This window comes from Solirubrobacter ginsenosidimutans (assembly GCF_027587205.1).
This window is the reverse complement of the sequence record NZ_JAPDOD010000046.1, coordinates 13,737-38,691: the sequence shown is the minus strand read 5'-3', so window position 1 is coordinate 38,691 and position 24,955 is coordinate 13,737. Positions and strand designations below refer to the sequence as shown.

At 70.9% G+C, this 24,955-nt stretch carries 26 protein-coding genes and 1 riboswitch; of the genes, 10 read left to right on the top strand and 16 right to left on the bottom strand.

The window, feature by feature from the left end:
• Positions 1-81 precede the first annotated feature (81 nt).
• The gene (locus OM076_RS34240; protein ID WP_270044660.1) at positions 82-801 is read left to right on the top strand and encodes a hypothetical protein; all 720 of its coding nucleotides are present in this window, start codon (positions 82-84) and stop codon (positions 799-801) included.
• On the opposite strand, the gene OM076_RS34235 is transcribed toward OM076_RS34240, so the two are convergent.
• The 5 genes from OM076_RS34235 to OM076_RS34215 all read right to left on the bottom strand — a co-directional run bounded on the left by OM076_RS34235 (position 798) and on the right by OM076_RS34215 (position 4,825).
• Entirely contained in the window at positions 798-1,712 is a 915-nt protein-coding gene (locus tag OM076_RS34235; protein WP_270044659.1) for a fructosamine kinase family protein, read from the bottom strand. The two genes, OM076_RS34240 and OM076_RS34235, sit on opposite strands and share 4 nt — an antisense overlap.
• A complete protein-coding gene (locus OM076_RS34230) occupies positions 1,709-2,155 on the bottom strand; it encodes a low molecular weight protein-tyrosine-phosphatase (protein ID WP_372518114.1) in 447 nt (148 codons plus the stop codon). The genes OM076_RS34235 and OM076_RS34230 overlap by 4 nt, the downstream gene beginning before the upstream one ends.
• Before the next feature lie 119 nt (positions 2,156-2,274).
• Complete coding sequence (locus OM076_RS34225; RefSeq protein ID WP_270044657.1) at positions 2,275-3,129, bottom strand: carbohydrate kinase family protein; 855 nt, start codon at positions 3,127-3,129, stop codon at positions 2,275-2,277.
• Positions 3,130-3,193: 64 nt separating this feature from the next.
• A complete protein-coding gene (locus OM076_RS34220; RefSeq protein WP_270044656.1) occupies positions 3,194-4,075 on the bottom strand; it encodes a pseudouridine-5'-phosphate glycosidase in 882 nt (293 codons plus the stop codon).
• 150 nt (positions 4,076-4,225) lie between these two features.
• Positions 4,226-4,825 carry a PadR family transcriptional regulator gene (locus tag OM076_RS34215; protein ID WP_270044655.1) on the bottom strand — a complete coding sequence of 200 codons (600 nt, stop codon included), beginning with the start codon at positions 4,823-4,825 and terminating at the stop codon, positions 4,226-4,228.
• Between the two features lie 211 nt (positions 4,826-5,036).
• Here OM076_RS34215 and OM076_RS34210 point away from each other — a divergent pair, with 211 nt between their 5' ends.
• Both OM076_RS34210 and OM076_RS34205 read left to right on the top strand, forming a co-directional pair.
• Complete coding sequence (locus OM076_RS34210; RefSeq protein ID WP_270044654.1) at positions 5,037-6,410, top strand: ABC1 kinase family protein; 1,374 nt, start codon at positions 5,037-5,039, stop codon at positions 6,408-6,410.
• Positions 6,411-6,448: 38 nt separating this feature from the next.
• Positions 6,449-6,907, top strand: a complete 459-nt coding sequence (locus OM076_RS34205; protein WP_270044653.1) for a hypothetical protein — start codon at positions 6,449-6,451, stop codon at positions 6,905-6,907.
• Here the strand turns inward: OM076_RS34205 and OM076_RS34200 are convergent.
• Entirely contained in the window at positions 6,888-7,214 is a 327-nt protein-coding gene (locus OM076_RS34200; RefSeq protein ID WP_270044652.1) for an ArsR/SmtB family transcription factor, read from the bottom strand. The two genes, OM076_RS34205 and OM076_RS34200, sit on opposite strands and share 20 nt — an antisense overlap.
• Positions 7,215-7,253: 39 nt before the next feature.
• On the opposite strand from OM076_RS34200, the gene OM076_RS34195 reads away from it, so the two are divergent.
• Positions 7,254-8,225 carry a DMT family transporter gene (locus OM076_RS34195; RefSeq protein WP_270044651.1) on the top strand — a complete coding sequence of 324 codons (972 nt, stop codon included), beginning with the start codon at positions 7,254-7,256 and terminating at the stop codon, positions 8,223-8,225.
• Here OM076_RS34195 and OM076_RS45520 read toward each other — a convergent pair.
• From OM076_RS45520 to OM076_RS34185, 3 genes are all read right to left on the bottom strand, one after another.
• The gene (locus tag OM076_RS45520) at positions 8,150-8,332 is read right to left on the bottom strand and encodes a hypothetical protein (protein ID WP_272598762.1); all 183 of its coding nucleotides are present in this window, start codon (positions 8,330-8,332) and stop codon (positions 8,150-8,152) included. The two genes, OM076_RS34195 and OM076_RS45520, sit on opposite strands and share 76 nt — an antisense overlap.
• A gap of 120 nt (positions 8,333-8,452) precedes the next feature.
• The gene (locus OM076_RS34190; protein WP_270044650.1) at positions 8,453-9,088 is read right to left on the bottom strand and encodes a metallopeptidase family protein; all 636 of its coding nucleotides are present in this window, start codon (positions 9,086-9,088) and stop codon (positions 8,453-8,455) included.
• 9 nt (positions 9,089-9,097) lie between these two features.
• Positions 9,098-10,255 (bottom strand): acyl-CoA dehydrogenase family protein, encoded by a 1,158-nt coding sequence (locus OM076_RS34185; protein ID WP_270044649.1) that lies wholly within the window; start codon positions 10,253-10,255, stop codon positions 9,098-9,100.
• A gap of 49 nt (positions 10,256-10,304) precedes the next feature.
• Between OM076_RS34185 and OM076_RS34180 the strand changes: the two genes are divergently transcribed.
• A complete protein-coding gene (locus OM076_RS34180) occupies positions 10,305-10,520 on the top strand; it encodes a DUF6458 family protein (RefSeq protein ID WP_270044648.1) in 216 nt (71 codons plus the stop codon).
• A 5-nt stretch (positions 10,521-10,525) separates the two neighbouring features.
• Here the strand turns inward: OM076_RS34180 and OM076_RS34175 are convergent, their stop codons facing one another.
• Positions 10,526-11,176, bottom strand: coding sequence for a peptidoglycan-binding domain-containing protein (locus OM076_RS34175; protein ID WP_270044647.1), 651 nt, complete (start codon positions 11,174-11,176; stop codon positions 10,526-10,528).
• Positions 11,177-11,294: 118 nt separating this feature from the next.
• Positions 11,295-11,464: riboswitch (cyclic di-AMP (ydaO/yuaA leader) on the bottom strand.
• A 53-nt stretch (positions 11,465-11,517) separates the two neighbouring features.
• On the opposite strand from OM076_RS34175, the gene OM076_RS34170 reads away from it, so the two are divergent.
• Complete coding sequence (locus OM076_RS34170; RefSeq protein ID WP_270044646.1) at positions 11,518-12,699, top strand: amino acid deaminase/aldolase; 1,182 nt, start codon at positions 11,518-11,520, stop codon at positions 12,697-12,699.
• Here the strand turns inward: OM076_RS34170 and OM076_RS34165 are convergent.
• Positions 12,696-13,157, bottom strand: a complete 462-nt coding sequence (locus OM076_RS34165; protein ID WP_270044645.1) for a cupin domain-containing protein — start codon at positions 13,155-13,157, stop codon at positions 12,696-12,698. The genes OM076_RS34170 and OM076_RS34165 overlap by 4 nt on opposite strands.
• Positions 13,158-13,161: 4 nt before the next feature.
• Complete coding sequence (locus tag OM076_RS34160; protein WP_270044644.1) at positions 13,162-14,421, bottom strand: D-arabinono-1,4-lactone oxidase; 1,260 nt, start codon at positions 14,419-14,421, stop codon at positions 13,162-13,164.
• 25 nt (positions 14,422-14,446) lie between these two features.
• Between OM076_RS34160 and OM076_RS34155 the strand changes: the two genes are divergently transcribed.
• Together OM076_RS34155 and OM076_RS34150 are read left to right on the top strand one after the other, a co-directional pair.
• Positions 14,447-14,773 (top strand): rhodanese-like domain-containing protein, encoded by a 327-nt coding sequence (locus tag OM076_RS34155; RefSeq protein WP_270044643.1) that lies wholly within the window; start codon positions 14,447-14,449, stop codon positions 14,771-14,773.
• A complete protein-coding gene (locus OM076_RS34150; RefSeq protein WP_270044642.1) occupies positions 14,751-16,589 on the top strand; it encodes a PQQ-dependent sugar dehydrogenase in 1,839 nt (612 codons plus the stop codon). The genes OM076_RS34155 and OM076_RS34150 overlap by 23 nt, the downstream gene beginning before the upstream one ends.
• Here OM076_RS34150 and OM076_RS34145 read toward each other — a convergent pair.
• A complete protein-coding gene (locus tag OM076_RS34145) occupies positions 16,586-17,923 on the bottom strand; it encodes a DUF2252 domain-containing protein (RefSeq protein ID WP_270044641.1) in 1,338 nt (445 codons plus the stop codon). The two genes, OM076_RS34150 and OM076_RS34145, sit on opposite strands and share 4 nt — an antisense overlap.
• 179 nt (positions 17,924-18,102) lie before the next feature.
• Positions 18,103-19,620 carry an NAD(P)/FAD-dependent oxidoreductase gene (locus OM076_RS34140; RefSeq protein ID WP_270044640.1) on the bottom strand — a complete coding sequence of 506 codons (1,518 nt, stop codon included), beginning with the start codon at positions 19,618-19,620 and terminating at the stop codon, positions 18,103-18,105.
• Positions 19,621-19,720: 100 nt separating this feature from the next.
• Here OM076_RS34140 and OM076_RS34135 point away from each other — a divergent pair, with 100 nt between their 5' ends.
• Positions 19,721-20,419, top strand: a complete 699-nt coding sequence (locus OM076_RS34135) for a response regulator transcription factor (RefSeq protein WP_270044639.1) — start codon at positions 19,721-19,723, stop codon at positions 20,417-20,419.
• Positions 20,416-21,969 (top strand): sensor histidine kinase, encoded by a 1,554-nt coding sequence (locus tag OM076_RS34130; protein WP_270044638.1) that lies wholly within the window; start codon positions 20,416-20,418, stop codon positions 21,967-21,969. Before OM076_RS34135 ends, OM076_RS34130 begins: the two co-directional genes overlap by 4 nt.
• Here the strand turns inward: OM076_RS34130 and OM076_RS34125 are convergent.
• Positions 21,914-23,434, bottom strand: coding sequence for a glycosyltransferase family 39 protein (locus tag OM076_RS34125; RefSeq protein ID WP_270044637.1), 1,521 nt, complete (start codon positions 23,432-23,434; stop codon positions 21,914-21,916). The genes OM076_RS34130 and OM076_RS34125 overlap by 56 nt on opposite strands.
• 48 nt (positions 23,435-23,482) lie before the next feature.
• Positions 23,483-24,955 carry a hypothetical protein gene (locus OM076_RS34120; RefSeq protein WP_270044636.1) on the bottom strand — a complete coding sequence of 491 codons (1,473 nt, stop codon included), beginning with the start codon at positions 24,953-24,955 and terminating at the stop codon, positions 23,483-23,485.

Sequence of the window (24,955 nt, the reverse complement as noted above, 5' to 3'; positions counted from 1 at the left end):
TGCACCGTTGTCCGGTAAGTCACGGATCGAACGTCCGCCGAGTTTCCTTGTCGGCGCGTCGCGGGCTCGTACGGTAGGCGCGTGCGCCGCCCCTCAGCCGCCATGCTCGTCGCGCTGCTCGCGCTCTTCGTCGCCCTCGGCGGGCCGGCGCAGGCGAAGCACTTCATCAACGGCAAGGACATCCGCCGCGGCACCGTCGCGAGTGCCCAGATCAAGGACCGCTCGCTCGCGGAACTCGACCTAAGCCCGACGGCGATCCGCGCGCTGCAGGTGACGCCGGACGGCTCGATCGGCGCCAACAAGCTCGTCCCGGGAGCGATCGGCGGGCTGCAGATCGCCGACGGCACCGTCTCCGGCACCGACCTCGTCGACGGCACCGTCACGGCCGCGGACATCGCCGACGGCGCGATCGGCTCCGGCAGGCTGGCCGACAGCTCGGTCACGGGCGCCAAGATCGCCGACGGCACGCTGACCACGGCCGACATCGCCCGCTTCAGCGGCGCGTTCCGGATCCTGGCCGACGATCTGGGCGTGATCAAGGCACACGAATGCTGGAGCCGCGAACCGCGCGGGCTGGCGCCGGAGGCCGCCGGCGCCGACATCTCCCAGGACGCGCTGCTGGTCGTCCCGCGTGGGTCCTTCAACGGGCAGACCTTCAGCTTCAACTACCGGACGTCCGCACCCAATCCGAACGACCCGGGTGCCGCCAGCCGGTTCGTCCTGACGCTGTGCAACCGCACCGACGTCGACGCGGCACCGGCTTCGGTGGCCTTCAGCTACATCATCTTCGATCTCCCCTAGGCGTACTTGCGGGCGACCCGTTCGGCGGATGCGGGATACCCGCCGCCGAAGAGCGCCGCGTGCACGAGCAGCGGGAAGAGTTGGTAGAGCTCGACCCGGTCCTGGTGGCCCGGCGCCAGCGGGTGGCGCTCCTCGTACGCGGTGAGGAACGCTTTCCCGGGCGAGCCGAACAGGCGCAGCATCGCCAGATCGACCTCCCGGTGACCGCCGTAGGCCGCGGGGTCGATCAGCCACGCGCGCCCGTCGCGCCCCCACAGGACGTTGCCGCTCCAGAGGTCGCCGTGGAGGCGCGCGGGCGGCTCGGGCGGTCCGGCGAGGTCCTGCAGCCGCGAGCACACGCTCTCGACCGCCCTGTTGCCGAAGCGGGTGAGGCCGGCGTGCGGGAGCAGCGGAAGCAGGCGCCGCTCGGCGTAGAACGTCGGCCAGTCGGGGGTGGGTTCGTTGGGGAGGGAGAGCGAACCGAGACGAAGCGGCGTGACGGCGGCGGGCGGAGCGCCGCCGGAGGCGCGCGCGGCATCGCTGCCGGAGGCGCGCGCGGCATCGCTGCCGGAGGCGCGCGCGGGCGGCGCGCCGAACGTCTCAGCGCCCGCCGCGTGCACCGCGGCCAGGCCCGCCCCGAACGCCGCCGGGTCGCCGCGCCCGCCCTCGTCGACCCAGTCGAGGACCAGCACGTCGTCGGCGACGCCGAGCACTTCGGGCACGCGCAGCGCGCCCGGTTCGGCGAGCCAGCGCAGGCCGGCCGCCTCCGCCGCGTACTCGCCTGCCGCCACGTCCCCGCGGGTCTTCACGAAGCCGAACGACTCGTCGGCGAACTGCACGCGGAACGCCTCGTTGATGTCTCCGCCGCCGACGCGCTCGACCCGCCGCACCTCGCGGCCGGTCGCCTCGCGCACCGCGGTCTCGAGGCTCACCGCAGGCTGTCGAGGAGGCCGCGGCAGGCGGCCTCGACCTGATCGAGCACCTTCTCGAAGCCGTCGGGGCCGCCGTAGTAGGGGTCGGGGACGTCGAGGTCGGCGGCACCCGCGCTGGCCGGATCGAACTCGCGCAGCAGCCGCGCCTTGCCGGCCACGTCACCGTCCGAGGAGAACGTGCGCAGCTCCCGCAGGTTCTCGTTGTCCATCGCGAGTAGGAGGTCGAAGTGCTCGAAGTCGCGCGGGCGGACCTGGCGGGCAGCACCCTCCAGCACGACGCCGCGGGCGGCGGCGGCCGCGGTGGCGCGGCGGTCGGGCGAGTCGCCGGCGTGCCAGGAGCCGGTCCCGGCGCTGTCGATCTCGAACTCCCGCTCGAGCCCCGCCTCGCGCACGAGCCGCCGCATGACGCCCTCGGCCGTCGGCGAGCGGCAGATGTTGCCCATGCACACGAAGAGGATGCGGTTCAAGGGCGTCCCATGCTAGGAGTTCGTTGAAGAATGGTCGGTCCGACCGATGTGGTGCAGCCGCCGCGGATGCGCCGCAGCGGGCGCACCGGAATTCTTCAACGGGCTCCTCCGGCAGGGCGCCCACCCTCTTGGGCAACCGCTTGCGCGGCGAGCCGCGCGCCGGCCTCCAGCGCGAGCCGGCGATCGCCAGGCCAGACGCTGAGGAAGCCGGCGGCGAACGCGTCCCCCGCGCCTGTGGTGTCGACCACTTCCTCCACGCGCACGGCGGGGACGGCCACGTTGCGCGCACCGTCGCTCCAGCGCGCCCCGTCACGGCCGAGCTTGACCGCGAACTCCTTCACCCCCGGCAGGTCGCCGCCGAGCGCCGCGAGCTCGTCCGCGTTGGGCAGCAGGAGATCGACGGGTCGAGCGCGGTGCAGGAATGCCGGGTCGTCGATCAGCAGCGCGGCGCTGGCCGGGTCGACGGAGATGAGCATGCCTGCGTCGCGGGCGCGATCCATCGCGGTCAGCGCGGCGGGGCGCGAGCCGGGGCGCATCAGCGAGTAGCCGGAGACGTGCAGGATCGAGCCCTCCACGAACAGGTCCTCGGGCAGGTCGTCGGATGACAGAGCGGTGTTGGCGCCCGGGTCGGGGAGCATCGTCCGCTCGCCCCCGGGCGCGACGAGCACGATGCACGTGCCGGTGGGGAGCGACGCGTCGACGCTCACGCGGAGGTCGACTGCGTCCATCGCCCCGAGTGCGGCCTTGGCGGCGTCATCGTCCCCCACCCGCGCGACGAGCGCGACCTCGACGCCCGCCCGCGCCAGCCACGCCGCCGTGTTCGCCCCCGCGCCACCGGGACGGAGGCGGATCCGGGCCGGTGTGTCGCTCGCGATCGCCAGCGGCGCGTCGTGGACGGCGACGACGTCGAGCATCACCTCGCCGAGAACGACGACGCGGCGGTCGGTCACGGCGCCACCCGCGGAATGCCCGAAACCCGCGGGCGGTCCTTCAGAGCACGGTTGCCGGGCTCGCTCACGCCGCGGCGATCTCCGCCGCCAGGGCGGCGTTGCGCAGCACGAGGCGCACGTTCGCGCGTAGCGACTCACCCTCGGTCTGCGAGTGGAAGCGCTCGAGCAGGAACGGCGTCACGTCGCGGCCGGTCACGCCCGCCGCCGACGCGGCGGCCAAGCCGTCGCGCAGCACGCGCTCATGCAGGTCCGGGTCCATCTGCTCGTCGAGCGGGTTCGCGACCACCACGGCGCCGGGCGCGCCGACGTCCAGCCGGGCGCGCAGCACAGCGGCGGCTTCGGCGGCCGAGTCGACCCGCCAGGTGACCGGCAGGCCGGAGGACGTCAGGTAGAACGCCGGGAACGTGTCGGTGCGGTAGCCGAGCACGGTGACGTTCAGCGTCTCCAGCCGCTCCAGCGTCGCCGGGAGGTCGAGGATCGATTTCACGCCCGCGCAGACGACGCAGATCCCGACCCGCGCCAAAGTGCCCAGATCGGCCGACTCGTCGAACGTGTCCGCCGCGCCGCGATGGACGCCACCGAGCCCGCCCGTGGCGAACACGCGGATCCCGCCCCGCTCGGCGAGGTGCGAAGTCGCAGCGACCGTCGTCGCCCCGTCGCCGCCGCGGGCGATCACCGGCGCGAGGTCACGCACGCCGCACTTGGCGATGCCGTCGGTGTTGGCCAGCGCGTCGAGCGCCGCCTCATCCAGCCCGACCCGCACCTGCCCGCCGAGGATGGCGATCGTCGCCGGCACCGCGCCCTTGGAGCGCACCACGCCCTCGATCTCCCGCGCCACGCGCAGGTTGTCCGGCCGCGGCAACCCGTGGGCGATGATCGTGCTCTCGAGAGCAACGACAGGACGACCCTCGTCGAGGGCCGTCCGGACTTCTTCGTGCACCAGCATCGCCGCGCCAATTTAGGGGGTCAGACCCCTCAACATTGGATTTGGCTCTGCAGCGCGGTTTGAATTGTTGAGGGGTCTGACCCCCTCGAAGGGGTGCGCGGCCGCCGGCCCGTCCCGGGGAGTGGGGCGGGCCGGCGGGGGAGCGCCGCGTTAGGCGGTCGCGTCGGGCGGCGGGGTGTCGCCCGGGTCGTCCTCGGCGAGGATCTTGTAGAGGGCGCGGCGGGTGTCGGCGAGGATCTTGCGAGCCTCGTCGGTGTGGCCGGCGGCGGCGACCTGCATGGCCGCGGCGCCGACCTGGAACATCAGGCCGCGGAGGTCGAAGACCCCCTCGTCCATGCCGCCCGTGGCGGCCTCGAACGGGTTGCCGAGCTCTTCGCGGTTGTTGGCGACGTAGTCGCGGCCCTCCGCGGTGAGGTCGTAGGCGCGCTTGCCCTCGGTCTCGGCGGCGTGGACCAAGCCCTCGTCCTCGAGCTGCTGGAGCGCCGGGTAGACGGAGCCGGGGCTCGGCTTCCAGACGCCCTCGGTGCGCCGCTCGATCTCCTGGATGAGCTGGTAGCCGTTCTGCGGCTGCTCCTCCAGCAGGAGGAGCATGGCCGCGCGGACGTCGCCGCGCCGGGCACGCCCGCCGCGATGGCGGCCGCGGCCGCCGGGACCGAACGGTCCGCCGCCCGGCCCGCCCGGACCGGGGCCCCAGAACATGGCTTTGAACTGCCGGGGATCGCCCCAGGGGCCGCCACGGCCGCCCGTCATGAGCGCGATCCACTCCTCCCAGCCGCGGGGACCGCGGTGGTGGTGGTGATGGTGCTGGTGGTGACGGCGTGGACCGCCCCACTCGGATGCTTGTGCAGCATGCATATCGGAGTCCTTCCTTAGTCGATCTATTCCGATGCGTCAACGATATATCGCGATAGTCACTCTGTCAAGGGGATCTCAGAACATCCAGGTTTCGTACGCTCAGTAAGTGGCCGACTCCCCTCCAACCTCGCGCATCGCGCGCACCCGCCGGTTCGGCGGCCTCGTCGCCGGGCAGGGCATCAGGTGGGCCGGCACCCAAGCTGCCAACCGGCTGCGCAGCGACGAGAAGGCCGACGCGGCCACCGGTGAGCGCGCCGCCGCGACCGCCCGCGAGCTCGTCAAGCAGCTCGGCCAGATGCGCGGCGCGGCGATGAAGATCGGCCAGGTGCTCTCGACCGTCGACTTCACCGCGATCCCGGAGTCCGAGCGCGAGGAGTTCAAGCAGACGCTCGCCACGCTGCGCGACGACGTCCCGCCGTTGCCCTTCAACAAGGTCGAGAAGCTGCTCAAGGACGAGCTGGGCGAGAAACTCTCAGACGTCTTCAGCGAGTTCGATGAAGAGGCGTTCGCCGCGGCCTCGATCGGCCAGGTGCACAAGGCCACCACCACCGAGGGCAAGCGGGTGGCGGTCAAGATCCAGTACCCGGGGATCGCGGAGGCGGTCGAGACCGACCTGCGCAACATGCAGATGGTCTTCCCGCTCGTGAAGCGTCTCGCCCCCGGCCTGGACGTCAAGGCCCTGGCGACCGAGCTGCGGGAGCGCATCGCCGACGAGCTCGACTACGAGGTCGAGGCGCAGAACCATCGCGCGATGGCCCGCGCGTGGCGAGATCACCCGTTCGTGCACGTCCCGGCCGTCGACACCGGCCGCTCGCGTCGCCGCGTGCTCGTCACCGAGCTCCTGATCGGCCGCCGCTTCGAGGAGATCAAGCGCCTCCCCGAAGCCGAGCGCGACCGCTTCGGCGAGATCGTCTTCCGCTTCTTCTTCGGCACGCTCAAGCACCTGCGGCGCGCGGCGGGCGACCCGCACCCCGGCAACTACCTGCTGCTCGACGACGGCCGCGTCGGCTTCCTCGACTTCGGCCTGATGCGCGTGGTCGACGCCGACTACCTCGAGGGCGAGCGCGCCCTCGCCCAGGCCGTCGAGCGCGGCGACGCGCAGGCCGTCTTCGCCGGCCTCTCGACCCTCGGCTATCTCCCCCAGCCCGACACGTTCGACCCCGAACGGCTGCTCGCGCAGATCCAGACCGCCGGCGAGTGGTACCTGGAGCCAGGCTTCCGCCGCCTCACCCCGCAATACGTAGGCGACCTCCTGGACCGCAGCTCGAGCCCCCGCTCGGCCTTCTTCGAGGAGATGCGCCGCGAGACGATCCCGCCGCAGGCGCTGCTGATCCGTCGCATGGAGGGCCTGGTGCTCTCGACGCTGGGCGAGCTGCGCGCCGGCGCCGACTGGTCCGGCCTGGGCAGCGAGTACTGGGGCGACGCGCCGCCGAGCACCCCGTTGGGTGTCCAGGACGCGCGTTTCTGGGGGTTAGCCTGATTAACCCGGGCGGCCGGCGTCCCTAACCTGCGCCGACCATGCTCGCCGCCGCCTTCACCTCGATCGCCCTCCTCCCCGGCCTGCTCACCGGGACCGTGGACACCGTCAAGACCCAGACGCCGCTCCCCGTCCTGCTGCCGAACAACTTCTACAGCGACTTCGACCCGCTGTATCCCTACGGCGGCGGGACCAAGAAGTCGTACGACATCGGCGTCGCCGCCGCGCCCGACTGCAACGGCGCGAACGCGTGCTTCGCCGCCAGCTTCAGCGGCGAGAAGGGCGGCTCGCCCTATGGCCGCGGGAAGGTCACGCTGGCCAAGGGCCGCCACGGCCGCTACCAGCCGCTGGGCTGCGGCGCGTCGTGCTCGCCGCCGTCGATCTCCTGGAAGGAGCGCGGCGTGACCTACACGATTCAGGCGAAGGTGGTCGGCAAGCAGACCGACCGCGCGCTGCTGGTGAAGATGGCCAACGAGGCGATCACGCAGGGACCGCGGTAAGCGCCTCGCGCTCGGCCGCGGCCAGCACCGCACCCAGCAGACCCGGGAAGCGCTCGTCGACATCGTCGCGGCGCAGCGACACGTGCCGGTGCGTGCCCTCGGCCCGCGTGTGGGTGATGCCCGCCTCGCGCAGCACCCGGAAGTGGTGCGAGCGGGTGGCCTTGGAGACGCCCAGCTCGAACGTGCCGCAGGTGCGCTCGCCCTCGGCCGCCAGCCGGCGCACGATCGTCACGCGGATCGGATCGCTGAGCGCGGCCATCACGGCCGCAAGCGTCATGTCGTCGACATGAGGTTCATCGGAGTGCATGTTCGACGATCATCGTACAACCTGATAACGTCCGGATCAATGTTCGAAGATCGTCGAACTTCCGACTTCCTCCCCTCCCTCACCGCCGCCGTCGCCTGGGGCGCGATGTTCCCGATCGCCGCCGCGGCGATCACGCACGTCGACGCCTTCCACCTGACGGCGATCCGCTACCTCGTCGCCACGCTGATCTTCCTCGGTCTGCTGCTCGCGTTCGAGGGCCGCGCGGCCCTGAAGACCGACGGCCGCGGCAAGGAGCTGTTCGTGCTCGGCACGCTCGGCTTCGCCGGCTTCAACCTCCTCACCTACGTCGCGCTCGAGCACACCCGCCCGCAGGACGCGTCGCTGATCGTCGCCACCTCCCCGCTGATGACCGCGCTCGCCCTCTGGCTGACGACCCGCGCCAAGCCGTCGCGCGCCACGCTGGGCGCCATGGCCGTCGCGCTGTTCGGTGTCGTCCTCGTGATCACCCACGGCAAGCCGTCCTCGCTGATCCACGGCGACGGCCGCGCGGGCGACCTGCTGGTGCTCGTCGGCGTCGCCAGCTTCGTCGCCTACACACTGGGCGCGCGCCGTTTCAGCGACTTCTCCCCGCTGCGCTACACGGCGCTGAGCGCGACCGGCGGCACGATCACGATCGTCGCCGTCACGACGCTCCTTACGCTCACCGGCACCTACCCGATGCCGGGCGTCGGCGACGTCGGCGACATCTGGCTGCAGATCGTCTACATCATCCTCGCGGGCGCCGTCCTCGGTGTCCTGGCGTGGAACGAGGGCGTGCGCCGGATCGGCGCCGCCAACGGCGCGCTGTTCATGAACCTGGTGCCGGTCGTGACCTTCGCGGTCGAGATCGGGCGCGGGTACCGGCCCGGCACGGTTGAGATGTTCGGCGCGCTGCTGACGATCGCCGCGCTGGTCTTCGCCAACCTCGCCGGCCGTCAGGCGATCCGTCTGCCGTCCAGGCTCGCGTGGGCGGCGACGCGCGAGGCGAAGGCCGCGAAGTCGCTGCCGTAGAGCGCCTGCGGGCCGTCGCAGAGCGCGACGGCCGGGTCCTGATGGACCTCGACGATGATCCCGTCCGCGCCGACCGCCGCGACGGCGCGGGCGAGCGGCTCGACCAGGCGCGCGAGATCGGCACCACACGATCCACACCCGGCATGCCCTCGTGCACGCCGGTCGTCTCCAGCATCGACCGGACGGCGGCGATCTCGCGCTCGCCGGCGTCCGGTGTCATCACATCATCACAAGCCGAGTTCTCGCACGCCCAGCTCGTCGGCGCCGAGATGGTGGGCCAGCTCGTGGCGCACCGTGCGGGTGACCTGGTCGCGCAACAGGTCCGGGTCGTGCCCGAAGTCGCGCAGCAGGGTGTCGCGGAAGATGATGATCCGGTCGTGGTAGTTGTCGCGGGCGACCGTGTCGCCCTGGTAGAGCCCGTAGGCGCCCGCCTGGCGGCCCTTGTCGGACACGACGACCGGGACGCGGTCCAGCGCCTTGATCAGCAGGTCCGGCAGGTCGTCGAGCGCCTCGCGCACGAGCGTGTCGAAGTCCTCACGGTCGTACGGGTCGAGCTCCATGAACTCGCCCTCGTCGGGCTCGACGGCGAGGTTGTCGCGGGCCAGCTCCTCCGCGCGGATCACGAGCCGCTCGAAGTCGGCCTCGTCCTCGGGGTCCTGATAGTTGGCGAGCTTGCCGACGATCAGGCCGATGATCAGCGCCGCGACAGCGGCACAGACCGCGACGACGGAGAGCACCTCCAGCGCGCGCAGCCAACCACGGTTCGACAGCCCCTGGAGCAGGGTTGCCGCGGTCATGGCCACGGCGAGGCACAACACCGTGGTGAAGGCGATCCGTCGCCCGGTCGGCCAGCGCGAAAGCATAGGTCCAGGCTACCTGAGCGACCTTGCGATCACGACTCGCTGGATCTCGTTGGTGCCCTCGTAGATCTGCGTGATCTTCGCGTCGCGCATGTAGCGCTCCACCGGGTACTCGTTGACGTAGCCGTAGCCGCCGAGCACCTGGACGGCCTCGACCGTCACCCACATCGCCGTGTCGGACGCGAACAGCTTGGCCATCGCGGAGTACTTGCCCGCGTCGGGCTCGTGCCGGTCGATCTTCGAGGACGCGCGGTACAGCAGCTCACGCGCCGCGGCGGTACGCGTCTCCATGTCGGCGAGCTTGAACTGGATGCCCTGGAACTCGGAGATCGCCTGACCGAACTGCTTGCGCTCGTTGGCGTAGGCGACCGCGTGGTCGGTCGCGCCCTGGGCGATGCCGACGGCCTGCGCGGCGACGCCGAGCCGCGAGTGGTCAAGCGTGCCGAGCGCGACGTTCATGCCCTTGCCCTCGACCCCGATCAGGTTCGACGCCGGGATCCGGACGTCGTCGAAGATCGGCTGGCCGGTGGGCGAGCCCTTGATGCCGAGCTTGTGCTCGACCTTGCCGACGCTGAAGCCGGGCCGGTCGGCCTCGACCACGAAGGCGCTGATCCCGCGCGAGCGGGCCGCGCTCGGGTCGGTCTTGGCGAAGACGATGTAGAAGTCGGCGATCCCGAGGTTCGAAATCCAGTTCTTGGTGCCGGTGACGACCCACTCGTCGCCGTCCTTGACCGCCTTGGTGATCATCCCGCCGGGGTCAGAGCCGGCCTCGGGCTCGGAGAGCGCGAACGCCGGCGACCACTCGCCGGACGCGCACTTGGGCAGGAAGCGCTGCTTGAGCTCGTCTGAGCCGAACAACTTGATCGGCAGCGTGCCGAGGTCCTGGAGCATCAGGATCAGGGCGGTGGAAGCGCAGGCTTTCGCGACCTCCTCGATCGCGACGCTGAGCATCAGCGCGCCCGTGCCGGTCCCGCCGTAGGCCTCCTCGAACGGCAGGCCGAGCAGATCCTGCTCGGCAAAGAGCTTGCGGAGGTCCCACGGGTACTCCGCCTTCGCGTCGATCTCGGCCGCGCGAGGAGCGACACGCTCGCGCACGATCTGACGGATGGTGTCGCGAAAATCGACCTGATCCGGGGTCAGGGCGTACGCGTCAACGGCAGTTGTCGGCATCCCCTTGAGCTTAGTTTGCCGGGCTCACGGGGCGGGGAGGCCAAGTCTCGTGGAACTTGGAACCTCACTCTTCTTGATCGCCGTCGGGGCGATCCTCACGTTCGCGATCAACGCGACCGTGTCCGGCATCGACATCGCCACCGTCGGGATCATCTTGATGATCGTCGGCGTCGTTGGCCTGCTGATCTCACTGCTTTATTGGGGACCTCGCCGACGGGCCGTCGTTACTGAACGACCCGTCGTGCGTGACCGCGAGTACCTCTAGCTGAGCTAGAGACCTTCCGGGTGGCGGGCGGTGTAGCCGTCGCCCGGGCGCATCTCGGTGCTCCACTTCGGGCCGTTGCCACCGTTCCAGCCGGTGTCGAATCGCAGGCCGGCGACCACGAGGTAGGAGTGCCCGCTGTTGGCGTAGCTCGTGATCCACGTACCGGGGCCCGCTTCGCCATACGACATGAACTCCGTCGAGTCCATCGGGCGGCTGACCAGGTCCGCGCCGTGAAGTGCGTATGACTCCGAGCCCGAGCAGTCGTAGCCCGAGTCTTCCCAATCCCCGTGGCCGCCGCCGTACTTGTACGGCTTGCCCACGATCTTGTTCGCGGCGGCGATGACCGCCGCGACTTCAGGCGGCGCGCCGGCCGGCGCGACCGCGAGCCCGTCGGACCCCAACGTGGCCTTCGCCGTAGGCGCCGCGACGGGCTGCACGCCTCCGGTGTTCTGCAGTCCGGCCTGGTCCTGGGCGACCTGGCCCCGCAGTGTGGCCGCGTCTTCACGGGTCATACGACCGTTGACCGGCAACGACGACTTGCGCTCCCACGTCCTCACGCGGCTCGTCGTGTTGGGGCCGTACTGGCCGTCGACCGTGGTTTTGACGCCGGCCTTCGTGAGGAAGTCCTGGAGGACGCGTACGTCCGTCCCACGCATCCCTTGGCGCAGGTCCCGTTCCCCGAAGGTGATCCGGCGAGCGTCTGCCTGGGCTACAGGCAGCGCAAATACAGCTATAAGCAAGCCCGCGCAGAGCGCGCGACAGCGTGACAAGACGATCTCCTCTTTCCGACCGCCTACGGGGTTAGCTGTCGGGCTCGCGCGGAAAGCGTCGCGCTACGCCGCATACTGCGGCGATTCGCCCCCGGAGCAGTGACCCCTGCTCCAAACCTTGGTTCCCCCGCCCGCTCGTGGCGTCAGCCAGTTGCGGTTCGGCGTTATGTCCCGTGTTCCGGCCGGGACTGTAGCTGATCTCGCAGCGGATAGCCTCCCCGATTCGGGTGAACTTTCTCCAGACCCCTCTCCAAAGCCGGTTCAATATCGCCACCCACCAGCTCGATCCACCCTTTGCGGTGATCGATCTGGACGCCTTCGACGCCAATGCCGCCGACCTGCTCCGGCGCGGCCATGGGGTCCCGTTGCGCCTGGCGTCGAAGTCCCTGCGTGTGCGCGCTCTACAAGACCGTGCGGTGGCTGCCGGGTTCACCGGCACGCTGTGCTTCACCCTGCCGGAAGCGCTCTGGTTGGCCAAATTCGGGTCTGATGATCTGGTGGTGGCCTATCCCACGGTGGACCGGAAAGCGTTGCGTGAGTTGGCGCACAGTTCGGCCCGCGAGCGGGTCACCGTGATGGTCGACTGCACCGAGCACCTGGACGCGATCGCGGCCGCGGGCGGGGGTCCGGTGAAGGTCTGCATCGACGTCGACGCCGGTTGGCGGATCGGTCTTATGACGATCGGAGCGAAGCGCTCGCCGCTGCACGATCCGGTCCATGTGACAAATCTTGCAAGCGAAATCGTCTCGCGAACGGGACTGATCCTCGACGGGGTGATGTCCTACGAGGGGCAGATCGCGGGCGTCGGCGACCGTCCGCCCGGGAAGCCGCTAATGCAGCTCGCGCTCCCGATCCTGCAGGCGCTGTCCGCGCGGGAGTTGGCGCGCCGGCGGGCGGAGATCGTCGCGGCGGTGCGGGCGATCGCGCCGCTGCGGTTCGTCAACGGCGGCGGGACGGGGTCGATCGAGCGGACCGCCGCCGAGCCGGCCGTGACCGAGGTCGCCGCGGGCAGCGGGCTGTTCGGTCCGACGCTCTTCGACACCTACCGCGCGTTCAAGCCCGCGCCCGCCGCGTGGTTCGCGCTGCCGGTGGTCCGCAAGCCGTCCCCGAAGCTGGCCACCGCGCTCGGTGGCGGGTATCCGGCTTCGGGCGCCGCGGGCCGCGACCGGCTGCCGCGCCCGCTGCTCCCGCCGGGGTTGAAGCTCGATTCGCGCGAGGGCGCGGGCGAGGTGCAGACGCCGCTGGTAGGCAAGGCGGCCGCCGCACTGAAGGTCGGCGACCGCGTGTGGTTCCGCCACGCCAAGGCGGGTGAGCTGTGCGAGCGCTTCGACGTCGTGCACCTGATCGCCGGCAACGAGATCGTGGACACCGTCCCGACCTACCGCGGCGAAGGCCAGACCTTCCTCTAGGACAGCTCGCCGTCGTAGTAGTCGAGGTTCTCGCCGAGGCGGACCATCGCGCGCTCCCGGCCGTTGCCGACCTGCATTTTGTTCGAGTCGGGATAGACCGTGTACCAGACCTCGTCTTTGGTGGAGAGCATCAGGAACCGGGTCACCTCGCCCGAGGCGTTGAAGATCTTGTGCGCGCCTTCGGGGCCGACCGGGAAGGCCGCCGTGTCGCCCGGATCCAGCACGTCGGTCCCGTCCGGGTGGCGGACGCTCGGGTGACCCTCGAGCACGACGATCCACTCCTCGTCGCCCTCGTAGTGATACGGGCACAACGCCTGCCCGGGCGGCAGCTCGTAGACCGAGCAGCCGATCCGGCTCGCGCCGATCTTCGGGCCGAACCGGTCGCACCCCGCGCGGAAGCCGTCGGGGTCGTCCGGGTCGTAGTCGAACGCCGGCTTGAAGATGTTGTGCGTCTTCATCGCGTCATCCCAGCACGTCGCGCAGCCATGCGTTGGCGAACCGGCCCTCCGGGTCGAAATCGGCGCGGATGCGCTGGAAGTCCTCCCAGCGCGGGTAGCGTGCGGCGAACGCCGTGTGGTCGAGGAACGAGCGCTTGCCCCAGTGCGGGCGCCCGCCGAGCTCCGACAGCGCCGCCTCGACCTCCCGGAACGCCGGCTCGTACTCCATGCCCTGGAAGACGTGCATGGCGACGAACGCGCTGTCGCGGCCGTGGGCGGGTGAGAGCAGCGCGTCGTCGGCCGCCGTGAAGCGCAGCTCGATCGGGAAGCTGACCGCGTGGCGCTCGAGCGCGGCCCGGGCCGCCCGGACGGCCGCGACGGCGTGCTCGCGCGGGACGCCGTACTCCATCTCCTCGAAGCGCACGAGCCGCTCGGAGGCGAAGATCGCGTACGACCAGTCCACCCGCTCGCGCTGCGAGGCGACGGCGGAGGCGAAGCGGTTCAGGCGCGGGATCGTGCCCGGGAAGCGCTTGGCGATCTCGTTGAGCGCGCGGAAGGCGTGGTTGTCCATCACGACGTCGCTGACGTACGCGCTCGTCTTGCCCGGCCGGTTCGGCGGGTCCTCCGTGCGGTCCAGCGTGCGGGTGAGCGCGACGCCGGCGTGCGGGAACGTCCAGAACTCGAAGTGGTCGTGGGCGTCGGCGCGCTCCTGCAGCTCGTCCAGGACGGCCTCGAGCGGTTCGGGCTTGTCGGTGTGACGGAGGCGGAACGCGGGCACACAGCGCAGCGTGACCGCGGCGATGACGCCCAGTGCACCGAGGCTGACCCGCGCGGCTCGCAGCTCGTCGCCGCCGTCGACGGTGTGTTCGCGGCCGTCGGCGCCGATCAGCTCGACGCTGACGACTTGCCCAGAGAGGTTCGGGAGCTTGGTGCCGGTGCCGTGGGTGCCGGTGGCAAGGGCGCCCGCCAGCGACTGCGCGTCGATGTCGCCGAGGTTGGGCATCGCCAGACCGCGTGCGTACAGCTCCCGCGAGAGCGCCTTGAGGCGGATGCCGGCCTCGACGCGGACGAGACCGTCCTCGGCGTCGAGGACGCGGTCCAGCGCGTCCAGGCGCAGCAGCGTGCCTTCGGTGACCGCACCCGCGCTGAAGGAGTGGCCGGCGCCCGCGACGCGGATCGGCCCGGGCGCCGTGGCGATCAGCTGCGCCAGCTCGTGGCGTGACCGCGGCGCCGCGATCTGCTGCGGAGTGGCGCGTTGGGAGCCGGACCAATTGACCCATTCCACGCTGTCGGAAGGTACCGTGCGCGTGATGGATGTCTCGCCCGAGCGGGTGGCCGAGCTGCAGCGGGAGGGGTCGATCCAGCTGATCGACATCCGCGAGGACTACGAGTGGGAGGCGGGCCGGATCCCCGGCGCGCGGTTCTTGACGATGGGCGAGTTGACCGCGCAGGCCGAGACGATCCACCGCGACACGCCGGTGGTCTTCTACTGCCGCGTGGGCGGGCGCTCGGCGATGGCCGCCAACGCGTTTCGCCGCGCGGGGTATGACGCGTACACGATGAGTGGTGGGCTGGTCGAGTGGGCCGCGCAGGGCCGGCCGCTCGAGCCTGACGATGGGCACGTGGCGGATCACTGACGTTCGCGCGGGCTGGCTCGCGCTGCTGTTCGCCTTGGCGTTCGCCGCCCCGGCGCAGGCGGCGCCGTCGCTGGTGACGCTCGGGACGTTCTCGACGCCGACGTACGCCGCCGCGCCCGCGAGCGAGCCGTCGCGGGTGTTCGTGACCGAAAAGGGCGGTCGGGTGCGGCTGATCGTCGACGGCGTCGTCCAGACGGCGCCGTTCCTGGACCTGACGTCGAAGACCCGGTCCTCCGACAGCGAGCGCGGGCTGCTCTCGATCGCCTTCGCCCCCGACTACGCGACCTCGGGCAAGTTCTACGTCTACCTGACCGCGGTCTCGCCGGTGGGTGAGATCCAGGTCTGGGAGTACCGGCGCTCCGCGGCGAACCCCAACCTCGCCGACCCCGATTCCGGACGGCTGCTGATCGCCATCCCGCACACCGATGCGGCCAACCACAACGGCGGCACGGTCGCCGTGGGGCCCGACGGCAAGCTCTGGCTGGCGACCGGCGACGGCGGAGGGAGCAACAACCAGTACGGCCACTCGCAGGACGACGGGTCGCGGCTCGGCAAGCTGCTCCGCCTCGATCCGGCGGCGCCCGCGACCGTCGAGCAACTCGCGCGCGGACTGCGCAACCCGTTCCGCTTCTCGTTCGCGCCGGACGGGACGATCATCATCGCCGACGTCGGCCAGGGCCTGTGGGAGGAGATCAACGTCGGCCTCGCCGCCAACTACGGCTGGCCGTGCCGCGAAGGCGCGCACGCGTACCGCAGCGACCCGGGTTGCAATGGCGTGACGACCACCGACCCCGTCGTCGAGAAGAGCCACTCCCCGGATGGCTTCTGCGCGATCGTCGGCGGCGTCGTGGTCCGCGACCCGGGCCTCCCGTCGCTGGCGGGGAGATACATCTACGGCGACAACTGCTCCACGGCGCTTCGCTCGGTCAACCTCTCGGCGCCGGCGAGCGACGCCACGGCCGGCCTCAGCGTGGGCGGCCTGGCGGGCATCGGCGAAGACGCCTGCGGCCGCGTCCTCGTCGTCTCGCTCAGCGGGAGCGTCTCCCGGATCACCGACGGCACCCCGACGCCGTGCACGACCGTCACCCCGACGCCCACGCCGACGCCGACCGCGACGGCCACGCCAACAGTGACCGCGACGCCGACGGCCACCGCGACGGCAACGGCCACGCCCACCGTCACGGCCACGGCGACGGCGACCGTCACTGCGACGGCGACGGCAACCGCGACGGCAACGCCGACCGCGACCGCGACCGCAACCGCGACGGCAACGCCGACCGCGACCGCAACGCCGACCGCGACCGCTACGGCCACCGCCACGACAACGCCAACGCCAACGGTCACGGCCACGCCAACGGCCACCGCCACGGCCACCGCCTCACCGTCGCCGACCGCGACGGCGACGGCAACCGCGCAGCCCACCGCCACCGCCGAGCCGACGGCGACCGCCACCGCCGAGGCGACCGCCTCACCCACCCCCGAGGCGACGACGACGCCGTTCTCGGCGCCCGCGCCCGGGGTCTTCCCCCTCGCCGACGTGCGCCCGTGCGCGGTCTCCATGCGCGTCACCGGCCTGAACTCGCTCGCCCGCCGCGGCTATCTGTCCGTCGCCCTGCGGACCGACGAGGCCTGCCGGGCGACGATCAGCGCCACGGGCTTCCGCGGCACCACCGCGCGGCTCGTGCCCGGCACCCGCCTCGTGGTCAAGCTGCGGCGCACGACGAGCCGCGCTCGCACCGTCGCGGTCCGGATCGAGGCCAAGGACGCCGCCGGCAACACCCGCCTGCTCAACCAGAGCGTGCGGGTCAGCCGTTAGTCGGACTCGACGCCGCGGATCATCCCGTTGCGGAACGCGTCGACGAAGCGGCGGTGGTCCTCGCGCGCCAGCCGGCCGTAGTCCGCGCCCCACGCCGCCAGCGACGCGGCGAACTCGTCCTCGCGGTCACCGATCACCGCGCTGATCTTGGCCTCGACGTTGACGTCCACCAGCGGATGCTCGTTGCCGACGTCTGAGACGCAGTGGACCTTCGCCGTCGCCCGCCCCAGGTCGCGCACCAGCGGGATCAGCTCGTCCATCTCGGTCACGGCGTCCCAGTTGAGGTCGGCCTCGTAGGGCGAGAGCTCCTTGATGACCTGGCCGACGCCGTCGAGCGAGCACCAGCCCACCCACGGGTCCGCGTGGGCCTGCAGCGCGCCCTGGGAGACCGCCGTGCGGTGGCCCTCGTGCTCGAAGTACGCCCGGATCCGCTCGTCGCGCACGATCCGCGACACCGCGGGCGTCTGCGCCTGCTTCATCGACAGGACGACGTCGTTCTCCAGCGCCTGCGTGCGCCCCTCGACCAGCAGGGTGTACGCGCGCAGCCCCGCCGAGCCGATCCCGAACCCGCTGCGCCCGACGATGTCCTTGACCTCATACGAGATCGAGTGCTGGCGCTTGGCCTCCGGGATCGTGTCCAGGTACTCCGCGTAGGCGCCGAGCACCGCGTCCTTCTCGGCCTGATCGAGCTCCCGCGCCTCCGGCACCAGCGCGAGCCGGCGATCGCCGTCCTCGATGGCCGTCATCACGTCCAGCAGGTTCAGGCGCGTCGCCAGCCGCGCCGTCTGCAGCACCGTCCGCAGCGGCCCCTCGGTGTTGTCCAGGGTCAGCCGGAAGTCGCGATCGACCTCCGAGGTGGCGAACAGCCGCACCGTCTGCACGTACGCCCGCGCATACGTCTCGATGAGCCGACCGATGCTCGCGTCGCTCAACGCCTTGCGGAACCCGAGCAGCGCCACCGACGCGGCCATCCGCTGCAGGTCCCACGTGTAGTGCCCGAGGTAGGCCTCGTCGAAGTCGTTGACGTCGAAGACGAGCACGCCGGCGGAGTCCATGTAGGTCCCGTAATTCTCGGCGTGCAGGTCGCCCTGGATCCAGACGCGCGATGTGGCGTCGTCCACCCATGGGTCGTCGAGCCGCGCGACATCGGAGTAGAACAGCGCCGCGCTGCCGCGGTAGAACGCGAACGGATCGGCGGCCATCTTGCGGAACTTGCCGCGGAAGGCGCGCGGGTCGCGCTCGATCAGGTGCTCGAAGGCGTCGACGAGGACCGCGACGATGTGGTCCTGGCGCGAGGCGTCAGACGCGTCGGCGAGGTCGGAGAGATCGGGCATCGCGACCCATCATGGCCGCCCCTTAACGAGAAACGGCCACGTCATTGACGTGGCCGTAAATCGGCGAATCCTTCCGCTGCCCCCTCCGTGAGATGCAATCTGTCCGAACGCCCTCCGTAAGCGTTTGATCAGAATGGCAGCGCTCTGGACGGCAGCCAATCGGACATATGTCCGTCCGCCTAAGCGGCGGCCTCCTCGTGCAGGGGCTCGCGCTCGTACTGGGTCGACGGAACCCGCTTATACGGCTGCTCCGGCTCCTGATGCTCCTCGTGGTACGCCGACTCGGCGTTGATCGACCACAGGTCATGCTTCGAACCCGTCATCACGTTGTCCACCGCGCGCATGGCGGTGAGCATCGAGTGGTCCGAGTTGTTGTACCGGTGCAGGCCGTTGCGGCCGACCTGCTGGATGTTCGAGATGCCGGCGAGCCAGTTCTTGATGACGTCGACGCGCTCGGAGTAGTCGGCGTCGTACATCGGGTAGGCCTTCGGGACGCGCGTGACGAACCCGCGCTCGACCTTCGCGGCCTTGGCCAGGCCGAGCTGCTCGATCTCGCGCTTGGCGAGCTCCACGAGGTCCTCGTCGGAGGACTCCCACAGCTCGTCGCCCTTGAAGCAGAAGTACTCCATGCCGATCGAGGCCTTGGACTGGTCCGGGACCATCCACGGCGACCACGAGCGGAAGTTCTGGATGCGGCCGACCTCGACGCTCGGATCGTGGATGTAGATCCAGTTGTCCGGGAAGAGGTCCTCGCCGTCGATGATCAGCGAGATCGTCAGGAAGTCGCGGTAGCGCAGGCCCTGCGCCGCGGCCTGGACCGCACCGCTCGCGGCCGCGCCGGACAGGCCGACCGTCGCCCGCAGCGGCAGCGACGAGATGACCTCCGACGGCTCGATCCGCTCGCCGCCGGCCTCGAGCGCGACGATCTTGCCGTCACGGACCTCGAGCTTGGTGACGGGCGAGTTCATCCGGACCTCGCCGCCGTTGGCGATGATCTCGTCGGCCATCGTCTCCCACATCTGCCCCGGGCCGAAGCGCGGGTAGTGGAACTCGTTGATCAGCGACTTGATCTTGTTGTCGCCGTTGCCGAAGAACGCGGTCTTGGCGGCCGTGAAGAACGACAGGCCCTTGATGCGCTGCGCGGCCCACTCGGCGCGCACCTCGCTGGCCGGCACGCCCCACACCTTCTCGGTGTAGGACATGAAGAAGTGCTGGTAGAGCCGCTTGCCGAAGCGGTTGGATACCCACTGCTCGAGGTTGTCCTCGCGGCCCTTGGGCGTGACCGCGGCCCAGGCGTAGGACAGCAGACAACGCGTGAGCTCGACCGGGCCGAGCTTCTTGATCACGTCGCGACCGTTGAGCGGGTAATCGAGGAACTTCCCGCGCCAGTAGATCCGCGACATGCGCGGGCGCTTGAGGAACTCCTCCTTCATCACCTCGTGCCAGAGGTCGTCGACCTCTTTGACCTTGGTGAAGAAGCGGTGGCCGCCGAGATCGAACCGGTATCCGTCACGGACTTCGGTCTTGGCGATGCCGCCGACCTGGTCCTCCGCCTCGAACACGATGACGGGGCGCCCCTCCTTCGCAAGGAGGTATCCAGCCGTGAGGCCGGCGGGGCCGCCGCCAAGGACGGCGACCGGCTTCTCAGGCCGGGATCGACGCGGTGCGTCGGTCGGCGTGTAGTCAACGGTGGACATGGGCATCACCTTGCCCAGATCCCGAGCGTTTCCCGCGCGTTGCTAAAGGCCGCTAACAGGCCTTAAGCCCAGGAGCTCACAACCTCTAACCTCTCCGGCCGTGCAGGCATCCACCGCTTTGGACATTCTGCTGGTCGACGACGACCGCCCGTTGCGGGAGATGCTGACGCGCTCCTTCGAGCGCGAAGGCCATCGCGTGACGGCCGTCGGCGACGGCGAGACAGCGCTCGACGCAGCGCAGGAGCGATCGTTCGACGTTGTGCTGCTCGACGTCGCGCTCGGCGCCGGCCCCACGGGCTACGACGTCGCCCGCATGCTGCGCAGCCGGCGTGACGTGGTGCCGATCATCATGCTCACCGCGCTGGACTCGGAGGCCGACGCGGTCCAGGGCCTGGAGGCGGGCGCGGACGACTACGTCACCAAGCCGTTCGGCCTCGCCGAGCTGCGCAGCCGCATCCGCGCCGTCCTGCGCCGCGCGCAGGGCCGCGTCGTCGAGGGCAACCTGCGCGTCGGCCCGGTCATGCTCGACCGTGACCTGCGGCGCGTGACGATGGAAGAGAACCCGGTGCGGCTCACCTTCAGCGAGTTCGAGCTGCTGGGCTGCCTGATGTCGCGTCCCGGCTACGCGTTCAACCGCCAGGAGCTGCTGCGCGCGATCTGGGGCGACTCCGCCTACCGCGATCCGCGCGCGATCGACGTCCACATCCGCCACCTGCGCGAGAAGCTCGAGCCCCGCCCGGAGGAGCCGAGCCTGATCCTGACCGTCCCGGGCCAGGGCTACCGCTTCCGGGAGGCATGATCCGCGCTGCACTGCGAGGGCTCCGCGGGAGGCTGCTGCTCTCCCTCGTGCTGACGAGTGCGGTGACGCTGGTCGTGGCGGCGGCGATCACGATCGGACCGCTGCAGTCACGGCTGCGCGACCAGAGCGAGTCGGCCCTGCAGGAAACGACCGAGGCGACGCAGGGGGACTTCGAGACCGCGCTGACGAAGACCAAGAAGGTCGATCCGAAGCTCGCCAAGCTCCCGGTCGAGCAGGGCGGCGGGTACGTCAATGCGGAGAAGGAGCGCCGTCAGCGCCGCGCCACGGAGCTCTCCAGGCTGGCCTTCGAGCTTCGCGAACGCACGAACGGAGCACGCGTCCTGGTCACCGACCTCAGCTTCACCGATGCCGCGGGCACGGACTCTCCGGCGTTCTTCGTCGACACCGACTTCCAGAACACCCCGGACGAGAGCGCGCTACGCCTCGCGCTCCAGGCCACGAACGAGAACATCTCGGAAACCCAGATCATCGACGACGAGCTGACGTTCGCGATGCCCGTCTTCATCAACGGGAAGATCGCCGGCGTCGTCGTCTCCCAGCGCAATCTGACCGAGGTCTCCACCACGGTCCGGCTCGTGCGCAACGCGCTCTTCACGGCCGCCGTGATCAGCCTCGCGGTGGCGATCGGGCTCGGGCTCGCGCTGTCGAGCACGCTGACGCGGCGTCTGAAGCTGCTGCAGCGCGCCGCGCTCCGGATCACGGCCGAGGGGCCCGAGGCGCCGGCGCCGACCGACCGCGGCCGTGACGAGGTCGGCGATCTCGCCCGTGCCCTGGGCCGCATGCAGGAGGAGCTGCGCCGGCAGGAGACGGCGCGGCGCTCGTTCGTCGCCACCGCCTCGCACGAGCTGCGCACGCCGCTGACGATGCTCCAGGGCACGATGGAGCTGCTTGACGAGGACCTGCGCGAAGGCGGCGACCTGCAGGACGCGCAGGAGCAGGTCGAGAGCGCGCGCGGCGAGCTGCGCCGGCTCTCCGTGCTCGCGACCGAGCTGCTCGATCTCTCCCGCCTCGACGCGGCGGTGCAGCTGCGCTCCGAGCCGGTCGAGCTGGGCGAGATCGCACGCGCGGTGGCCGCGGAGTTCTCCCTGCGGGCCGGCGACCGCGGCGTCGAGCTGGAGGTCGACTCCCCCGGGCCGTGCTGGGCGCGGGCCGATCCGGCGGCGTGCGCGCGGGTCGTCCGCATCCTGATCGACAACGCCCTGCGCTACGCACCGCGCGGTGCGCCGATCGAGATCAACGCCACCCACGTCGGCCACCGCGTCGCGGTGCGCGTCTCCGACCGCGGGCCGGGCGTCCCGGAGGACGAGCGCGAGCACGTCTTCGAGCGCTTCCATCGCGGGAAGGCGACCAGCGTGGAGAGCGGGTTCGGCCTCGGCCTGGCGATCGGGCGCGAGCTGGCCGAGCGGATGAACGGGACGCTCGAGCTCTCGGACGCCCACGAGGGCGGCGCCTGCTTCGTGCTGACGCTGCCGGCTAGCCCGTCTTCACCATCACCGTCGCCTGCACCGGATTCGGCCGCGGCGGCGTGAAACCCGTCGGCTGAATCGCGGTCACGTGCAGCCGCGGGTCGTTGGACAGGAACTGCGACCACTCCTTGGAGCGGATCCGGACGAGCGCCGTCCAGGGGGCGCTCCAGCGGTTGAGCGTCCACGTGATCGGCTCGACCAGCACGACCCGCGCGCCCACCGGCAGCGCGTCGATGACGGGCTTGAGGTCCTTCTCCGGCGTCGTGGCGTCCAGGCGTTTGACGCCGTCGCGCCAGTCCCACACGCCCAGGTCCTTCTGGGCGCCGGTCAGCGTCGCGTACTTCAACCCGGGCGGCAGGTAGTAGTGCAGGACCGGGATCGTCTCGGGCTGCGTGGAGATGATCAGGTCGCCGGGGCGCAGGCTCGGCGTGATCACGTGGGTGATCGCGCGGACGTTGGACTTCTCCACAGGGGCGGCGTCCTGGTACCACATGATCACGACCAGGACGAGGCCGACGATGCCGAGCCGGCGCGCGCCCGCCAGGCCGCCGGCGGCGAGCAGCAGGAACGGGGGCAGCGCGGCCGCCAGGTAGCGGTTGGCCCAGGCGGGTGAGGATTGCGACAGCAGCCACGCGATCGTCGGCGTGAGCACCGCGATGATCGCCAGGCACAGCGCCGCCCGGGCGTACTGGCTCAGCGGGCGCCGGGCGAGCGCGATCAGCCCCGCGCCGGCGCAGATCAGCAGGACGATCTGCGGCATCCGGCCGAGCAGCACGCCCGGCACCCCCAGCAGCGAGTCCAGCGCGGGGGCGTCGGCCCACGGCGCGCCGGTGTGCGCGGCCTGGTAGAGCGTCGTCGGGACCCACGGCAGGTAGAGCACGAACAGCCCGCCGAAGCCGAGCAGGCCGTCGCGCAGGAGCTCGCGCCGGCGCGGCTTGTCGGCCAGGATCCACAGCAGCGCCCACGCGACCGCCGCGCTGATCGTGAAGAAGATCGGCCAGTTGTGCGTGTACAGGGCGACCGCGACCGAGACCGCGAACCCGGCGATCCAGGGTTTTCGGTTCTCGGTGTCGAGCGCGTACGCGCGGATGAAGCAAGCGGTCGCCGGGATGATCAGCAGCGCGACCATCGAGTACATCCGCGCTTCCTGCGCGTACTGCGCCAGGAACGGGTTGAACGCCATCAGGATCGCGGCGAACCAGGCGGCCTTGAACGTCCCCCAGATCGCCTTGCCCGCCCAGAACCCGACCGGGATCGCCAGCAGCGCGAACAGCAGGCTCAGCCCTCGGACCCCCGCCTCGCTGCGCCCCGCGATGCCGAGCCAGAAGTGCAGGAGCATGTAGTACAGCGGCGGCGAGCCGTCCTGGCGCAGCGCGAACGGGATGTCGGAGAGCGGGCGGTCGGCGATCCCGACCGAGAGACCCTCGTCGATCCAGAACCCGATCCCGAGCTCGGTCGTGCGCAGCATCAGCGAGACCGCGACGAGCGCGCCGATCCCCGCGGGGACCGCGACGCGCGCGCCGGTCACGGCACGCGCCTTGACCGTCCACTCGGTTCTTGATGCGAGCGTCGACATCTACTTGGCGGCGGCGCAGCTCGAGCCGATGACCCACTTCCGGGTCTTGGCGATCGTCGGGAAGCGCGGGTCGCGGGACAGGGACGAGAAGCTGGGCGCGATGGTCGTGCCGGGCGGGAAGGCGAAGATCTCGGAGTCCATCTCGTGCAAATGCATGTACCACGCGACGGCCTGCGTCTGGAAGGCCCCGGTGTACACCGTGCCGCAGGACTTCAGCTTCGCCTCGCCCCCACCCGCCTTGATCGCCTCCGGGACGGTGCCGTAGAGGTCGGCCTCGGCCTTGATCCGCTGGCCGGCGAGGTCGAGCTCGTTGATGTCCTCGATCACGAACGGCGCCGACGCGGCGGCGATCGCGAGCGCGAGCGCGGATGCCGCGATCACGCCCCAGCGCGCCGCGGTCGACCGCACCAGCCACACCCACCCGGCTCCGGCCAGCACGCACACCAGCGCGGCAGGGAGCGCGATGTAGCGCAGGTTGCCCGCGAAGCCCGCCTGGGTCATGCCGGCGACGGCGATCATCAGCACGGTGCCGATCGCGGCCATCGCGAGGATCAGCCCGTCCTCGCGGCGCTTGATGAACGCGTACAGCGCGGCGCAGAACGCCAGCAGCCCGCCGATGTAGACCGGCGGCGTCAGCACCGACGCGCTGCGATTGAAGACCTCGATGAACGGGTGCGCGGCGAAGGCCGCCGAGTCCGGGTTCGGCTTGCGCGCGCGGGCCGCCGCACGCAGGAAGTCGCCTGAACCGAGGTATTCCGGCACGAACCAGAGGATGCCCAGGGCGAGGCCTCCACCGATCACGAGGATCGTCGTCTTGACCGGGAGCCGGTTCTTGGCGTGCCAGTCCGCGGCGATCAGGTACAGCCCGTAGAGCGCGATGAACGGCCACACCTCGGGGCGCAACAGCGCGGCGGCGAGGCCGAGCAGGAACGCGTCGCGGCGGCGGCCGTCGAGGTGGCGCTCGATCGCCCACAGGCAGACCGCGACGAGGATGCCCTCCGAGTTGCCGCGGAAGAAGTTGCGGATGAACTCGTCGGCGAGGATCAGCGAGCCCGCCGCGATCAGCCCCGCGACCGGCCCGGCGAGGCGCTTGCCGAGCCGGAACGCCATCGCGAAGGCGAGGATCCCGCCGGCCCGCGCCACGACGAGCCACAGCAGCGGCGCGCCGTCGTCACCCGCGAGGCTGAAGGGCGTCGTGAAGATGACCGGCAGCGGCTTCCAGCTCGGTCCGGTCTTCGTGACGAGATCCAGGTGCGCGATCTCGCGCCCCCAGATGATCCACGCCCACGGGTCATACGTCGGAACGGACGGCCACAGCAGGCTCAGCCCGGCAAGCGCCAGGCAGCCGAGCACCAGCAGCCGCCACGGGCGAGCCCGCGCCGGTGCCATGTCAGCGGTCTCGGGAGGCGGCGCGAGCCGCTCGAGCATGCGCGATGCACCCGGGGCCAATGCGGTCAGGGGCGCAAACGCCAC

Bases quoted from the DNA above. Each gene is read 5' to 3' on its own strand.
- OM076_RS34230 (WP_372518114.1), bottom strand. From the start codon at position 2,155: ATGGGCAACATCTGCCGCTCGCCGACGGCCGAGGGCGTCATGCGGCGG.
- OM076_RS34220 (WP_270044656.1), bottom strand. From the start codon at position 4,075: ATGCTGGTGCACGAAGAAGTCCGGACGGCCCTCGACGAGGGTCGTCCT.
- OM076_RS34215 (WP_270044655.1), bottom strand. From the start codon at position 4,825: ATGACGGGCGGCCGTGGCGGCCCCTGGGGCGATCCCCGGCAGTTCAAA.
- OM076_RS34205 (WP_270044653.1), top strand. From the start codon at position 6,449: ATGCTCGCCGCCGCCTTCACCTCGATCGCCCTCCTCCCCGGCCTGCTC.
- OM076_RS34200 (WP_270044652.1), bottom strand. From the start codon at position 7,214: ATGCACTCCGATGAACCTCATGTCGACGACATGACGCTTGCGGCCGTG.
- OM076_RS34195 (WP_270044651.1), top strand. From the start codon at position 7,254: ATGTTCGAAGATCGTCGAACTTCCGACTTCCTCCCCTCCCTCACCGCC.
- OM076_RS34190 (WP_270044650.1), bottom strand. From the start codon at position 9,088: ATGCTTTCGCGCTGGCCGACCGGGCGACGGATCGCCTTCACCACGGTG.
- OM076_RS34185 (WP_270044649.1), bottom strand. From the start codon at position 10,255: ATGCCGACAACTGCCGTTGACGCGTACGCCCTGACCCCGGATCAGGTC.
- OM076_RS34175 (WP_270044647.1), bottom strand. From the start codon at position 11,176: ATGCGTGGGACGGACGTACGCGTCCTCCAGGACTTCCTCACGAAGGCC.
- OM076_RS34165 (WP_270044645.1), bottom strand. From the start codon at position 13,157: ATGAAGACGCACAACATCTTCAAGCCGGCGTTCGACTACGACCCGGAC.
- OM076_RS34155 (WP_270044643.1), top strand. From the start codon at position 14,447: ATGGATGTCTCGCCCGAGCGGGTGGCCGAGCTGCAGCGGGAGGGGTCG.
- OM076_RS34150 (WP_270044642.1), top strand. From the start codon at position 14,751: ATGGGCACGTGGCGGATCACTGACGTTCGCGCGGGCTGGCTCGCGCTG.
- OM076_RS34145 (WP_270044641.1), bottom strand. From the start codon at position 17,923: ATGCCCGATCTCTCCGACCTCGCCGACGCGTCTGACGCCTCGCGCCAG.
- OM076_RS34140 (WP_270044640.1), bottom strand. From the start codon at position 19,620: ATGTCCACCGTTGACTACACGCCGACCGACGCACCGCGTCGATCCCGG.
- OM076_RS34130 (WP_270044638.1), top strand. From the start codon at position 20,416: ATGATCCGCGCTGCACTGCGAGGGCTCCGCGGGAGGCTGCTGCTCTCC.